Origin of the sequence: Paenibacillus kribbensis (genome assembly GCF_001705305.1) — a bacterium.
In the GTDB taxonomy this organism is placed as follows: Bacteria; Bacillota; Bacilli; order Paenibacillales; family Paenibacillaceae; genus Paenibacillus; species Paenibacillus kribbensis_B.
The window spans coordinates 21828-36913 of sequence record NZ_MCBP01000014.1; the positions used below are offsets into that span (position 1 = coordinate 21828).

At 50.5% G+C, this 15086-nt stretch carries 12 protein-coding genes; 1 reads left to right on the forward strand and 11 read right to left on the reverse strand.

Going from position 1 to position 15086, the window contains the following annotated elements:
- Nucleotides 1–14 precede the first annotated feature (14 nt).
- The 11 genes from BAZ21_RS21450 to BAZ21_RS21500 form a co-directional block, all read right to left on the reverse strand.
- A complete protein-coding gene (locus tag BAZ21_RS21450) occupies nucleotides 15–1133 on the reverse strand; it encodes a rhamnogalacturonan acetylesterase (RefSeq protein ID WP_068504963.1) in 1119 nt (372 codons plus the stop codon).
- A gap of 28 nt (nucleotides 1134–1161) precedes the next feature.
- Entirely contained in the window at nucleotides 1162–2001 is an 840-nt protein-coding gene (locus BAZ21_RS21455; RefSeq protein WP_010348474.1) for a carbohydrate ABC transporter permease, read from the reverse strand.
- Between the two features lie 5 nt (nucleotides 2002–2006).
- On the reverse strand, nucleotides 2007–2915 hold the full coding sequence (locus BAZ21_RS21460; RefSeq protein ID WP_010348473.1) for a carbohydrate ABC transporter permease: 909 nt from the start codon (nucleotides 2913–2915) through the stop codon (nucleotides 2007–2009).
- A gap of 223 nt (nucleotides 2916–3138) precedes the next feature.
- Entirely contained in the window at nucleotides 3139–4431 is a 1293-nt protein-coding gene (locus BAZ21_RS21465) for an ABC transporter substrate-binding protein (RefSeq protein WP_068504964.1), read from the reverse strand.
- 172 nt (nucleotides 4432–4603) lie between these two features.
- The gene (locus BAZ21_RS21470) at nucleotides 4604–6163 is read right to left on the reverse strand and encodes a response regulator transcription factor (RefSeq protein ID WP_068504965.1); all 1560 of its coding nucleotides are present in this window, start codon (nucleotides 6161–6163) and stop codon (nucleotides 4604–4606) included.
- On the reverse strand, nucleotides 6141–7919 hold the full coding sequence (locus tag BAZ21_RS21475; RefSeq protein WP_068504966.1) for a sensor histidine kinase: 1779 nt from the start codon (nucleotides 7917–7919) through the stop codon (nucleotides 6141–6143). The genes BAZ21_RS21470 and BAZ21_RS21475 overlap by 23 nt, the downstream gene beginning before the upstream one ends.
- A 76-nt stretch (nucleotides 7920–7995) precedes the next feature.
- Nucleotides 7996–8238 (reverse strand): hypothetical protein, encoded by a 243-nt coding sequence (locus BAZ21_RS21480; RefSeq protein WP_084011815.1) that lies wholly within the window; start codon nucleotides 8236–8238, stop codon nucleotides 7996–7998.
- A 30-nt stretch (nucleotides 8239–8268) separates the two neighbouring features.
- Nucleotides 8269–9135, reverse strand: a complete 867-nt coding sequence (locus BAZ21_RS21485; RefSeq protein ID WP_068504968.1) for an inositol monophosphatase family protein — start codon at nucleotides 9133–9135, stop codon at nucleotides 8269–8271.
- 207 nt (nucleotides 9136–9342) lie between these two features.
- Nucleotides 9343–9666 (reverse strand): hypothetical protein, encoded by a 324-nt coding sequence (locus tag BAZ21_RS21490; RefSeq protein WP_007428793.1) that lies wholly within the window; start codon nucleotides 9664–9666, stop codon nucleotides 9343–9345.
- A 66-nt stretch (nucleotides 9667–9732) separates the two neighbouring features.
- Complete coding sequence (locus BAZ21_RS21495; protein WP_068504969.1) at nucleotides 9733–10821, reverse strand: D-alanine--D-alanine ligase; 1089 nt, start codon at nucleotides 10819–10821, stop codon at nucleotides 9733–9735.
- Nucleotides 10822–10893: 72 nt separating this feature from the next.
- Entirely contained in the window at nucleotides 10894–11889 is a 996-nt protein-coding gene (locus BAZ21_RS21500; RefSeq protein ID WP_068504970.1) for an amidase domain-containing protein, read from the reverse strand.
- A gap of 423 nt (nucleotides 11890–12312) precedes the next feature.
- Between BAZ21_RS21500 and acnA the strand changes: the two genes are divergently transcribed.
- On the forward strand, nucleotides 12313–15024 hold the full coding sequence (gene acnA, locus BAZ21_RS21505) for an aconitate hydratase AcnA (RefSeq protein WP_068504971.1): 2712 nt from the start codon (nucleotides 12313–12315) through the stop codon (nucleotides 15022–15024).
- Nucleotides 15025–15086 lie beyond the last annotated feature (62 nt).

Here is a 15086-nt window from a genome sequence, read left to right on the forward strand (position 1 = left end):
GAAAAGTCCATCGGTCAACGTAAGTACATGCGCAGCGGTTGCAAATCCAGCTCCTTCACAGCCTCCGCCACCATATCTGCAATCCGGACCGCGCCATTCTCATGAAAATGCGTATTATCCTCCAGGCCGCCGGAAAAGTTCATGTATTCTCCGGGCAGCAGCCACATAAAAAGCTCCTTGCTTTCTTCGGGACCCAGCCCTTCATATAACTCCTGCGTGCGGGCAGACAAATCAATCAGCGGCACGTCCGCTTCTTCCGCCAGCTCACGAACCGCCGTAATATAGTCGCCATGGGTGTCGGACAGCGTACCATCCTTGTTAAAATAGCGACGATGTACAGGTGTAATCAGCACCGGGGTTCCCCCCTTGCTTCTCGCTCCATCGATATACAGGCGCAGATGCTCCTTATAGCTTGTAAAAGGCTCTGTAGCCCGCTCCGGATCAGGCTTCTCATCATTATGGCCGAACTGGATGAACAGGAAGTCACCTGCCTTCATTTCGCCCACAATGACGTCCAGCCGTCCTTCATCCACAAAGCTTTTGGAGCTTCGCCCTGATACGGCGTGATTATCCACGCAAACATCATGCTTGAACAGGGCAGGCAAAGCCTGGCCCCAGCCTGTATACGGATAGCCGGACGCGTCCTGATCCGTAACGGTGGAATCTCCGGCCAGAAATAGCCGGAGAGTCTGCGGCGCTGGCGTAATCTCCAGCGCATTGAGCCGCGGCGCGGTGCCCGATATGGCGAGGCGCAGCTGACCGCCCCGAACAGGCACCGCAAACCAGGCCTCCGCGAGCTGGCCTGGCAGCGTGTGGACCGGGGGCAGCATGTGCTTGCCCTCGCCAGCCTTGAGCCGCGTGCGCGTTTCCGCAAGCGGATCGCCGAGCAGCGCATAGACGAGATACACCCCGCCCGGCACGTCCGCTATAAAAGCAGCGTTCAGCGGAATGCAAAAGCTGCTTCGCAGCCGTGTGAGCGCATCCTTCGCAGGCGCAGGAGTTCGCCTTTGTCGTCCGTACACCTGTCCTGTAGCCTCGAAGCCGTACCCCAATTCAGCAGTATAGGAGCAATCCGGGGATACCCCCTTGTAGCCAGCAGCCGGCTCTCCCGGACCAAAATCAAACTTCCACACTCCACTCACCTCTTTCGCAGCTTGGGTTTTACCCCTTCAAGCCACTCGTACTCATTCCTTCTACAATTTGCTTCTGGAAGGCAAAGAATACAGCGATTACCGGTACCAGGCTCAAAATAGACATGGCGAACATTCCTCCCCAGTTGGAGGCCGACTCGCTGTCGAGGAACATTTTGAGTGCAATGGATACCGTATATTTCTCCGGCGAATTCAGATACAGTACCGGCCCCAGCAAATCCTCCCATTTCCAGTAGAAAGAAAAGATAGCCGCCGTAGCCAGCGAGGATTTGAGCAATGGCAAAATAATGCGGAAATACAGCCGGAATTTGCCGCATCCGTCAATCGTCGCCGCTTCATCCAGCTCCGCCGGTATCGTCCGTATAAACTGAACCATCAGGAAGATGAAGAATGGCATCCCGAAAAACGACGGCACCACTAACGGCAAAATCGTATTGACCCAGCCGAGCTTGGTGAAAATAATATATTGCGGTACCAGTACCACATCTCCGGGCAGCATCAACGTCATCATCATCAACGCAAACCAGAAGTTACGCCCTTTGAATTTCAAACGTGCAAAGCCAAATGCGATTAATGAGGAGGAAATCACGGCTCCAATCGTGGCAATCACGACAATCGTGAGCGAATTCAAAATGTACGTGCCAAAGTTGTATCCGCTTGTGCCCTTCCAGCCTGTCACATAGTTTTGCCAAATCCATTCTGTAGGGAAAAGAGAATCTGCCGTGACGAATATCGTCCGACTCTCCTTGAACGAGCTGAACAGCATCCAAAATACGGGATACAGCATCAGGAGCGCCAGCGCAGCGACCAGAATGTGATAGATCGGCCATTTGAACGTTTTCCATGCCATCGGTATCAGCGCCCCTTTTCCGTTTCATAGAATACCCAGTATCTGGAGGTTAAAAATAAAATCGCTGTCAGTATCGCAATCATAATGAGCATGACCCAGGCCATAGCCGCCGCATATCCCATATTACTGAACATAAACGCCTGTCGGAACAAATACAGCGAATGCAGCATCGTCCCATCCATTGGACCGCCCTCGCCCTTCGAAATAACGTAGGCTGGAACGAAGGTCATAAAGGCGCTAATCGTCTGCATAATCAGGTTAAATAAAATAATCGGACTAAGCAGAGGGAGCGTGATACTGAAAAATTTTCGTACTGGCGATGCGCCGTCCACGCTGGACGCCTCGTACATTTCAACCGAAATATTCTTCAATCCGGCCAGAAAAATAAGCATGGAGGAGCCGAATTGCCATACAGACAAGGTGATCAGCATCGTAAGCGAAGCATTCGGATCACCAAACCATTTCACCGGAGTTGCCCCCAAGGCTGACAGCAAGCTGTTAACAATGCCGTCATTGCTGAAAATGTTGCGCCACATGATGGACACCGCAACGCTGCCCCCGATAATGGACGGCAGATAGTACATCGTCCGATAGGTGCCAACCATACGCGATTTGGTATTCAAAATCATAGCCACAAACAGGGCGAATATCAGTCGCAGCGGCACACCGACCAATACATACGTAAATGTGACCCTGATCGAATTCCAGTATTTCGGATCGCCTGTGAACATTTTTTCAAAGTTCCCCAGACCAATCCATTTGGGCGGGGTGAACAGGTTGTAGGATGTAAAAGACAGATACAGCGAAATAAACATCGGAATTAATGTAAACGCCAGAAAGCCCACAATAAACGGGCTGATAAACGCATATCCGGTCATATTGGCTCTCAAGCTCTGATGATTTCGCAAGCTCATCAAGCCTCCCTTCTGTTGCATTTTACCAATTAACAAAACTTTATAGTTTTATTATATCGTTGTTATGTGCATTATATTATGATGTGTGCAAAGGAAGCTTCTACGGCTTGTTCGTCGGGTTAACCGTGCGCAATCATGCTATCACTACGCACGGTTAACTTAACGAAACGGGCCTTCGCCCTATGTCATAACGGGGCAGCCGCCCAGAAAGCCATTACACTCATTACTGCTTGTTATTCGCAAGAATAGTATTCGCATCAGTCCGGAATTTGACCGCTGCGTCCGCCGCTGTCATTTGACCAAAATTGACCTGCTCAATATAATCGGTCAGGGTCGCAATCACTTCCGGTGATCCGACTGGCGGCGGTGAGCTCATTGGAGAAGCCTTTGGCTCCATGGAAGCCACAAAATCAAATACCTGCTTCGTAGCCTCACTCAACTCAGGCGCTATAGCCTCCTTGATTTTGGCGGAAATGGGTACGCCCCGCTCTCCCTTAATCAATTTATTCGCTTCTACATCGTTCATCCAGAAATCAATAAACTTGGCGGCCTCATCTTTCACCTGAGAACGGGCAGCGACCGTCCAATACATCGTAGGCTGCATGTAGATACCTTTTTCCATATCCGGTCCAAACATCGGAGCGAGCGCCATTGGGCGGTTAACGACTTGCTGTAAGCCTACATACTGATTGGACCACTGCCAAATGCCGATGCCTGTTCCTTTTACGAGATCGGATTCCTCAAGAATCCCCTTGGTCTGGTTCATGATTTCAGGAGGCGGAGTCGCCCCTTTCTTAATCAGCTCAGCCAATCCGCCGAAGAAATCGACAAACAGCTTATCGTCGTCATATCCCAATCCTGTTCCTTCCGCATTGTAGAGAGATTTTCCATGTGTCCGCAAATAGTAGTGGAAGAAAATATCGGCAGCCATCGAGCTGTCAAAGTAAACCTTATTGGAGCCTGCCTTCAAGGCCAGTTCTTTGTATTGATCCCATGTCCAGTTGTCAGGAATTTTGTCTATGCCAGCTTTTTTCAGCAGGGCCGGGTCATACTGGAAGCCCAGCACATTGACACCTGTTGGAATACCATATTGCTTTCCGGCAATGATGCCGGTTTTGAGTACATTTTCGTTCACGTCAGCGACCTGAATTTTCTGATTCAAGTAAGGCGCCATATCTTCCAGTTGACCGTTCTTCGCATACTGGCTAATGTATGAAATGTCCATCTGCACGATATCTGGCAGCTGGTTTGCTGCCGCCTGCGGGGCGAGCTTTTTCCAATAGTCATCAAAAGAGGCATATTCCACATCAATCGTCACATTCGGATTTTTTTGCTTATACAAATCAATTACCTTCTGCGTGTATTCATGACGGGTATCTGATCCCCACCAAGCAATCCGCAACTTTACCTTCCCGTCTGTACTTGCCCCCGAATTGCTGCCGCTGTCCGCTCCGCTGCATGCCGTCGTCAAAACGAGCAGCATAGCCATGATCAGAAACCATCCCTTTTTGCCCACTTATCTCTCCCCTTTTCGCTGTTCTAGAAAGGAGCTGTGTTACAAGTGACAACGTAATTACGCCTTTTGATAGCGTTTACATTAGCTCCTGCTGTTATTTTCCCAAAAGCAGAGAAGCATTGGAATACACAAATCAGATTTGGAGGTTTAAAAATCAGAGGGGGTTTAGCACTCATCCCCGTTCGTGTGACTTGATGTACTCGGATGGCGTCATACCTGCCCATTTTTTGAACACCTGGCTAAAATATTGGGCGTTCCCGCCAAAGCCGAACCATTCCGCCAGCTCAAACACCTTGACGTCTCCCGTCTCCCGAATATGCTCAGCCGCACGTTCGATCCGGTAACGATTCACGTAATGCGAAAAGTTCTCCCCCGTTACCTTTTTGAAAATTTTCCCCAGGTAATCGGAATTCATGTATAGCATTTGCCCGGCTACTCCGTTCAGTGACAAATCGGATTTTCGATAGTTTTGCTCAATAATGGTGATCATTTTATCCACGGTGGAGGATTGGCGGTACACATTGCTCTTATAGTAGATTGCGGTCATTCGTCCGGCGGTCTCCTGCACAAAGAATTTAAGAGAAGCAAGCGTTTTTTGCTCTGCCAGCACGGCCATTCGGCTCGTAAACTCGGAGCGCTCCTCTTCAGGGCATATGCGGATCATGGCGGCATACAGTTGAAGCACATAGGAACGGGTCACGGAAATCTCCAGCTTCATCCGGGACAGGATACCAAACAGCCGATCCACTTCCTGTACAACCTCCTCCGTATTGCCCGCCTTGATCAGCAGACCAAACTTTTCCTCGTCCAGCTCCAAATCTGCCATCTCCCGTGGGTCCTCGGTCGCCAAATCCTCCTTCGTAATCAGACTGCCCTCTCCGGTGTAAAAGCGGTGATTCATACAATGCAATGTTTCCCTGTACATCCCCCGCGAATGCTGCATACTGTCCGACTCGCTAACCGCAACCGTTACCTCCAGCTTGTAAAAACGGCGAAACGTCGCACGTACCGCATCAAGCTGCTCCATAAGCCTGGACGTATCGTCTCCGCTTTCCAGCACGATGAGCAGCTGTCCTTGCATAGTCGTCCCAAGCAGCACATGCTCCATTAAATCTGCTGCAATATTTTGCAGCGCAAACAGATGCTCCGGCTCATGGGATTCCTCCACCCGCAGCAGCAGCATGCGGACCTGCTTATTTTGCAATTCCAGGCCAAATAACCGCTCATAAAAAGCGATATCACGGCTTCCGTAGGTTTTATAGGAAATGAACTCCTTCAAAAAATGCTCCTTCACATGCGGCAGCATACGCTGAAAATCGAGCTTCATCCGGTTCACAAACTGCTTGCGTTCCTCCTGCTCCTCCCGCTCCTGACCCAGCTCGGTCAGCGCCTCATGGATTTGCCGCTCATTGCAGGGCTTCAATAAATAATGCTTCACTCCATATTGCATGGCCCGACAAGCATAGTCGAAATCTTTATAGCCGGACAACAAAATGAAACGAACGTCCGGAAAATGCTCCGTCGTTTTGGCAACCAACCCGATGCCATCCAAACCTGGCATAGAGATATCGCTGATCACAAAATCAGGCGGACTGGCCTGAATCTGATCATAAGCCTCAATCCCGTTGCGAGCCGTCCCCACCAGTTGTGTGCCTGCTTTGCTCCAATCCACCACCTGTGATATGCCTTCCAAAATCATACGCTCATCATCAACCAGCAGCACCTTGTACATGACCCTGTTCCCCTTTCACATATGGAATACAGACATGAATCGACGTTCCTGTTCCTGACTCGCTGTGCAGCTCTATCCCCCATGGAGTACCAAAGGTCAGGTTAATCCTTTCCTGAATATTGGTAAGTCCTATGCCCTGTCCACGGGTCGTGACCTGCCCGCTTTGCAGCTTTTCCAAAAAATCCTGCGTCATTCCCGGTCCGTCATCCTCCACCCGCAAGAAAAGCGCACCTTCCCTCACCCTGGCAACAATAGAAATCCGGCACGGCTCAATTTGCGGCTCCAGCGCATAATGAATTGCATTCTCCACCAGGGGCTGAAGCGTCAGCTTCGGTATTTGCGCATCCATCAGCTCCTCCGGCACATCCAGATGGAAAACAAGCCGCTCATCGAAGCGCGTTTTTTGAATCGTGACGTAGCTCCTCACGATATCCAGCTCTTTCCGAAGTGGGATGAGCTGTTCTTCAAAGCTGACCGCACTGCGCAGCAGAAAGGCAAGCGCCTCGACCATTTCCGAGATACGATCCTGCTTATTGGCCTTGGCGAGCCAGTTCACAGACTCTAATGTATTGTATAGAAAATGCGGATTAATCTGTGCCTGAAGCGCCTTGAGCTCCGTTTCCCGCAGCAATAGCTGCTTGGCAACATTTTCATTAATGAGTTCACGAATGCGGCGGATCATCTTTTTGTACGTTCGATGCAGCAAGCCCACCTCATCCTGGGTGGAAAGGGGAACCGCACCGAGTGCTTCCTCTTCCAGACGGTCAAGATCGCCTTTTTCAATTTTGCGCATGTTCTGGATTAATTGAACGATCGGCCTGGTAATGCTGCCCGACAACCGGGCTCCCAGCGCCAGCGCAATCAGCAGCATAATGACAAAAATTGCGCTTACAATTTCTTTGATTATCGTAATACTGCGAAACATATCATCAAAGGGGGTCATATGCAAATACGTCCAGCCCGTATAAGAGGATTTGGTTTGGGCTGCGAAAAAGGTCCCGCCTGTGTAGGTCGCAATGCCGTAAGGCTGCTTGCGCGCAAGCTCAGCCTGCATATCACTCTCACTCAAAAGCGGTGCTTCGGGATAAATCATCTGTTTGCCATCTGTAATCATCAGCTGTCCATCACGGCCTGAGGTCTGCACACGATCCGCTACAATCCGGTCAATCCGCACACGAATCGCAAGCGTTCCGAGCCCTTTTAACGTAAAATTGGTATCTGTAAAGGATTTGAACTGGCGCGCTGCCAGCAAGGAGGAGTGACCTGCTACATACCATGCGTTGGAACCATCATATTCGGCTGCCAGCTCCGACAGGGTGGATCGAAGCTCTGGGGGAATCCCTTCACGGTTGCCCGCGCTCATGACCTGCCCTTCTTTGTCGATCACCATCATAGAATAGACATAGGTTTCAGAGCCTGCGAAGGCGACAAGCCTGTTCGTTATTTTTTTACGCAGCACCATTTTGGTATAAGGCGAGGTTTCACTTTCCAATTGGAGCAAATAACGTTGAAGCTGCTCATCCGTTGTTACTTTGAAGGTGATCTTTTCAACATCCTTTAGTTCATTTTCAATGCCAATCGAGGAAATATTCAATACTTCTGATGTTTTTTTGTACATTTGATTATCGTAAATATGAAATACGTATTTTAGGATAACTGCAAAAACCGCAAAATTGACCAACATGAGCACTATGATTAATAGAATCATTTTATGATGAATTCCAGCATTTTTGTAAGCGCTCTTAAAATAGGTCATTCGTGAATGTCGCCTCCTTTATAACATACAAAATACCCCATGCCTTGGTCTTTCGGCAAGAGGTATTTGTGTTTGCTTAGCGTCGGTCGGAGGGGTCCGATTGGTTCGCCTTGCTCATATATTCATCGTATCGGTCGTCCAGTTCCCGTGCCATACTGCGGTATTTGCGGGTCTCCTCGACAATGGGATCGATTTGCGTTTGAATCCGCACCTCATATTTAGGGCTGAGCCGTTCCCGTTTTTTGGCCTCATTCTCACGAATTTCGCCTTCTGTCAGCAATTCACTGAGCTCACGCTCCAAATCCTCGGATCGGCCCATCATCCTTCCTCCTTCAGCGATTTAGGTGTATTATAACCCGGTTGCATCTGCTTCTTTCAACACTTGAATAAGTTGGGAGTGAATAGCTGTATTCGTAGCTGCAATATGTCGCACGCTCAAATCATAAGGTCTGCCCAGCGTATCTGTGATCGTTCCACCCGATTCCTGTACCAGCAAAGCACCTGCCGCCACATCCCAGGCATTCAAACCGATTTCACAATAGGCTGACAGTCGTCCCGATGCTACATAAGCCAAATGCAGAGCTGCCGAGCCGAGCGCCCGAATGCCTCGTACCTGCGGCGTAAGCACCTGCGTAATTTTCATATTCAGCGGCTGTGCATACGTACGATCCGGCGGGAAGCCGATGCATACCAGACTATCTCCCAGTGTTTCCTCTCTTGATGCCTGCATCCGATTGCCATGTACATAGGCGCCTTTTCCTTTTTCCGCCACGAACATTTCATCACGGGACGGATCATAAATGACGCCGACAATCACCTCGCCACGGTGGGCCAAGGCAATAGACACACTGTAGAACGGCAGACTGTGCACAAAATTAGTGGTGCCGTCTACTGGATCAATAATCCATAAGTATTCCTCTTCACGGGCAGCCTCTAATGCACGGGCCGAAGCTTCGGCTCCCGGCTCCACGCCCTCTTCACCCAAAATGGCATGATCGGGGAAATGGGTGAGGATCAGCCTGCGGATCATCTGCTCCGCACCTTTATCCACCTCGGTTACCAGATCCGCAGAAGATTGCTTGGTATTCAATTGTTCAACCGTTCCCAGCCTGCTCTTAATCCATTCCCCGGCTTTGGATGCCGCGTTAATAGCCACGGCGGTATAGCTTTTTCCTGATACGATATAGGGAACCTTTTCGTTTTCATGTTCGTTCAACGTGTTCACTCTACTTTCTATATCATTGTTACGTGGTTTGCGAAGCTGCCATACAGCACAGTCTCTTAACCATCTCTGTTAAAGTACAACTTTGCTAGTTTGCACAATCTAGTATACACATTAGGTTTCATAAAGTTTCTCTATTTGGGAACTTTATCCGCAAAATCCTACACACTAAGGCGCAATTTCCACGGATGCTCCACTCAGCTAGGACTGCTGCTGCGCTCCAAAAAACATTTCATCTGCCAAGGCGGTCTGAATTCTCGATTCCTCTTCATTCAGCTTGCGAATAAGGATCATTTCAACCTCGGTCACTTCATCGCCCTGAAAATTGATTTCAGCGATACAGCCCACAATCTGTACGATGGCTACTGCCACGTTGTCCACGCTGTAAGCGATGACCTTCTGGCCTGTTGGGAACACACGCAGACCGGATTTAACCATTTTGCCACGTCCGTATTCCAGCAATTCGTACAATTCCTGTTCGCTCTTGAATTTACACACCGAGTTAAATTCAGTTTGAAAGCCCATGTTTAGCCGCCACCTTTCCATACATATGAACAAAAAGGAGAGTGATCAGCTCCCCTTTGTTTCGTTTTATGAGTTCTCGTAGTGAAGTGCAGACCTGCGTTCATAACGCTCCAGTGCGAGTGCAATCATGCGGTCGAGCAGACTTTGATAGGATACTCCGGTTTCTCTCCACAGCAATGGATACATGCTGAACGGCGTAAAGCCCGGCATGGTGTTCACTTCATTAATCAAAATATGTCCATCCGAGCGTCTGACGAAGAAATCGGCTCGGGAAATCCCACAGCCCTCCAGAGCGCGGAAAGCTTGTAATGCGGCCTCACGAATACGATCTGCCACTTCCTCGTCCAATGGTGCCGGAATGAGCGTTTCCGATTGGCCGTCCGTATATTTGGCAGCATAATCATAGTAATCGCTGGACGATACAATTTCACCCGGTACGGAAGCAATCGGCTCATCGTTCCCAAGCACGCTGACCTCAATCTCACGCGCATCCACGTATTCCTCTACAATCACCTTCAGATCAAATTGCAAAGCCAGTTCTACAGATTTCTCCAGCTCTTCCCGGTTATTGGCTTTGGAAATACCGACACTTGACCCCAGATTCGCCGGTTTGACAAAACACGGATAGCCAAGCTCCGTTTCGATGCTGCGCACCAGATCATGACTGGTCTGTGCCCACTGTGTACTATTAAAATAACAGTATTTCACTTGCGGCAAGCCTGCATGCTCAAACAGCTTCTTCATGACGCCTTTGTCCATCCCTGCGGCGGAAGCCAGCACTCCTGCACCGACATAAGGCATATCCGCCATTTCGAACAGACCCTGAATCGTTCCGTCCTCGCCAAAGGTGCCGTGCAGCAGCGGAAACAGCACATCCAGCGTCTGCTCTCCGTACAGCTTGCCAAACAACGTATCCAGTGCCGCTTTGGTACCGCCCTCTGCACGTTCCAGCTTCAATTGCTCCAATGAAGCCAAAGGTGCGCTAAGCAGCGGCCCTCTGCGCCAATCGCCAGCCTTTGTAATATAAAAAGGAATAATCTCGTATTTCTCATAATTAAATGCGTTCATTACAGCATACGCCGTTTGCAGCGAAACCTCATGTTCGCCTGATTTGCCACCGTACACCAGCCCTACGGTTAATTTTTGTTTTGCCATGCTATCCTCCGCTTTCCTGCTTTCGTCATTGTGCCTGATGTGCATCACTGTACCTGTTATTCATCATCTCTTTTAAAAATAGTCGGCGATATGATAAAAGCGATATACCGTGTTATCCGTCCATGCATACGAATTCTTGTAATCCCAATAACGATGTCTGGAGCTTACCGTATGTGCATTGACAAGCGGCATGCCGCCCGCATCAAAGGCCGTTACGATCGTGCTGTGCTGAAAGGTTCCGTCACCGTCCCAATCATAAAAAATGACGTCTCCCAGCATAAGCTGCTCCGGACGGCTCACCTGTTCAGCGGTCAATCCCCACGAGCTTGAGCCCAAATACCGCTCCAGGCTGTTGGAAACCGCCCAGCTATAACTCCACAGCTCACGTCCGGCGACCCGTCCTTTGTACCACCAGCCCGATTCTCTTTTACCAGTATAGTGGATCGGTGCTCCCCCTGCAAAGAGGCATTGCGAGATATAATTGGTGCAATCCACATCAAATCCTTCAAACTCCGGGTTGAAGCTATCCCACCACTGATCTGCATAAGCCGCCGCTTCCTCACGCCGATATCGGCTGGGACGTGCCGATGTGCCAAAGCCCAGCACGCCGCGATTCAGCAGCGGCAGACTCCCTCCTTGATTAAACGACGCCTGTTCAAAAGGCACCTCTCCCCCCGCAGGCTTCCTTTCTGCCGGATCACGCTCGATTCTCATCACCTGCCAGGTCTCACCCTCGCGCATGAACGTCAGTCGCTCCCGCTCAATACGATCCTCCCGGTGGGTCATCCCGCCCTTCTCATAAAAGAGCCGGACATGCAACTGCACATCTATTACGGCCTCATCCGGGGTATCCTGCACAATCCGCAACGGCTTGGCGCGTGTCTCGCTGCGTAGAGGTACAGCATCCCGTTCGTTATACCACTGCTCCAATCTGGCCGCACGCGCTGCTCGTTCCATCCGCTGATCCACCTCCAGATATTCATCCGGCTGCGGTGTCCCATTCACCTCACTGCGATTGTATTGATTCACATAAGCAAAAAGAGCCTGTTTCCATTCCCGCTCCCCCATCCCTATCCCTCCGTATTCGTCCCGCTACCCTTCTTTCGCGAATAGCCGGGATGATGTATAACTTCCTTTCTTCCCTCTCTGGACTGATATGCTCTCTATCTATAAGTATGAATCTCTAAAGCTTGGTATGAACATCGAAACACGAGGAAGCAGAACGTTTTATTTTCCAATCTGCGGCGCATAATTTAGGTTAAAAAAACTTTACGGAACCGCCTGAAAACGGTATACTTAATCCAAAAGCAATAATTTTGAAATCAAGTTTCATCTAATGAAACGAGTTTCATTCATCTCAACCTTTAACACGCAATGAATCACTGAAGATGAAAATGAGAACGCAACCAATTTAAACCAACCGTGCAAGACATCGAAAAAAACGACATTCCTATTCACCCCACAAGCATTCACTTCAAGGAGGTAATACCTATGTCAGGAAAAGATCAATTCTCCACTGCCCGTAGTCTCGAAGTTAACGGCAAGCCTTATCGCTATTACAGTCTTAAGGCATTGGAGGAACAAGGAAAAAGTGGTGTTGCCAACCTGCCTTTCTCCATTAAAGTGTTGCTGGAAGCTGCGGTTCGCCAATTTGACGGACGCGCCATTACAGAGGAGCATGTACAGCAGTTGACAGGCTGGGCCGAGGATCGTGACAGCAACAAGGAAATCCCATTCATCCCGGCACGCATCGTGCTTCAGGATTTTACGGGTGTTCCGGTGGTTGTCGATTTGGCAGCCATGCGTGATACCGTAAAAAAAGCAGGCGGCGATCCAAAACAAATCAACCCGCTCGTTCCCGTCGATCTCGTCATCGACCACTCGGTTATGGTTGATGCCTTTGGTTCCAGTGACGCGCTGGACTACAACATTAATGTAGAGTTTGAGCGTAACGAGGAGCGGTACCGTTTTCTGCGCTGGGCTCAAACGGCGTTCAACAACTTCCGCGCTGTACCGCCGTCCACCGGTATCGTCCATCAGGTCAATCTGGAGTATCTCGCATCCGTAGCCGCCACCAAAACCATTGACGGCGAGACGGTCGTTTTCCCGGATTCCCTCGTGGGAACAGACTCCCATACCACGATGATTAACGGACTTGGCGTTGTAGGCTGGGGCGTCGGCGGTATTGAGGCAGAGGCGGGTATGCTGGGGCAGCCGCTCTATTTTGTCACTCCCGATGTGATTGGCTTCAAGCTGACGGGCAGTCTGTCGGAAGGGGCTACCGCCACGGATCTGGCGCTGACAGTAACTCAAATGCTGCGTAAAAAAGGCGTGGTCGGCAAATTCGTAGAATTTTACGGTCCGGGCCTGGCTAACATCAGCTTGGCTGACCGTGCGACCGTTGCCAACATGGCACCGGAATACGGTGCAACGATCGGCTTTTTCCCGGTTGATGCCGAAACCCTGGTTTACCTGCGCAGCACTGGACGCTCCGATGAGCAAGTCAGCCTCGTAGAGGAATATTACAAAGCGCAAGGCATGTTCCGCACAGCCGATACGCCGGACCCTGTGTTCAGCGATACGATTGAGCTGGATCTGGCTTCGGTTGTAACGAGTCTCGCCGGACCCAAACGTCCGCAAGACCGCGTAGAATTGAGCCGCATGAAGGAAAACTTTGATGGTATTATCCGTACCCCGGTGGACAAAGGCGGCTATGGTCTGAGCGATGAGAAAATCGCACAAAAGATTCCGCTGACCCATCCGGATGGCTCCACCAGTGAATTGGGTACAGGAGCGGTCGTCATTGCGGCGATCACAAGCTGCACGAACACCTCCAACCCAAGCGTTATGCTGGGTGCGGGCTTGCTTGCCAAAAAAGCGGTACAGCGCGGACTTAAGAAGCCGGGCTATGTTAAAAGCAGCTTGACACCGGGTTCCCTCGTCGTGACGGAGTACCTGCAAAAGGCCGATCTGATCGGCCCACTGGAAGCACTCGGCTTCCATGTAGCTGGTTACGGCTGCGCGACCTGCATCGGCAACTCCGGGCCGCTTCCTGACGAAGTGAGTCAGGCCATTACAGACAACGATCTGACCGTGGCCGCAGTCATTTCCGGTAACCGGAACTTTGAAGGCCGTGTGCATGCGCAGGTCAAAGCCAACTATCTCGGCTCACCGCCACTGGTCGTCGCTTATGCGCTGGCAGGCACGGTGAACATTGATTTGGCGAATGATCCGCTCGGCTACGATCAGGACAATCAACCGGTTTACCTGAAAGACATCTGGCCTACTTCCGAGGAAATCAAGGAAGCCATCAGCCTGTCGCTCAGCCCGGATATGTTCCGCCGCAAATACGAAAATGTATTTACTGCCAACGAAAAATGGAACTCCATCCCGGTTCCTGAAGGCGAACTGTATGAATGGGATGAAAACTCGACTTATATTCAAAATCCGCCGTTCTTTGAAGGACTTCAGGATGGCGTACAGGATATCCAAGAAATCCGTAATGCCCGTGTGCTTGCCCTGTTGAACGATTCGGTTACGACAGACCATATCTCACCAGCAGGCAACATCGCCCCTTCCAGCCCGGCAGGACTGTACTTGAAGGAGCATGGTGTGGAGCGTAAGGACTTCAACTCCTACGGCTCCCGTCGTGGTAACCATGAGGTCATGATGCGCGGTACTTTTGCCAACATCCGTATCCGCAACAACGTGGCACCCGGCACCGAAGGCGGCGTGACCAAATACTTGCCAACGGATGAGGTCATGTCCATCTACGATGCGTCCATGAAATATCAGGCAGCCGATCAAAACCTGATCGTTATTGCCGGTAAAGAATACGGTACAGGCAGCTCGCGTGACTGGGCGGCCAAGGGTACGCTTCTGCTGGGCGTTAAAGCCGTCATCGCCGAAAGCTTCGAGCGGATTCACCGCAGTAACCTGGTCGGCATGGGCGTGCTGCCACTGCAGTTCAAGGATGGCAATAGCTGGTCCAGCTTCGGTCTGAACGGCCGCGAAACCTTCGACATCCTCGGCATTGACAATGACGTGAAGCCAGGCCAAGAGCTTACGGTTGTAGCCAAACGCGAGGATGGCACCAAGTTCGATTTCACGGTAATTGCCCGTCTGGACAGCACCGTCGACATCGACTACTACCACAACGGTGGTATTCTGCAAACCGTACTGCGCCAAATGATTCAAGAGTAAAGAGCGTTAAATCGTATAAATAACGAAATCCCCTCCAAAATGCAGTGGAAACTGCAAATTGA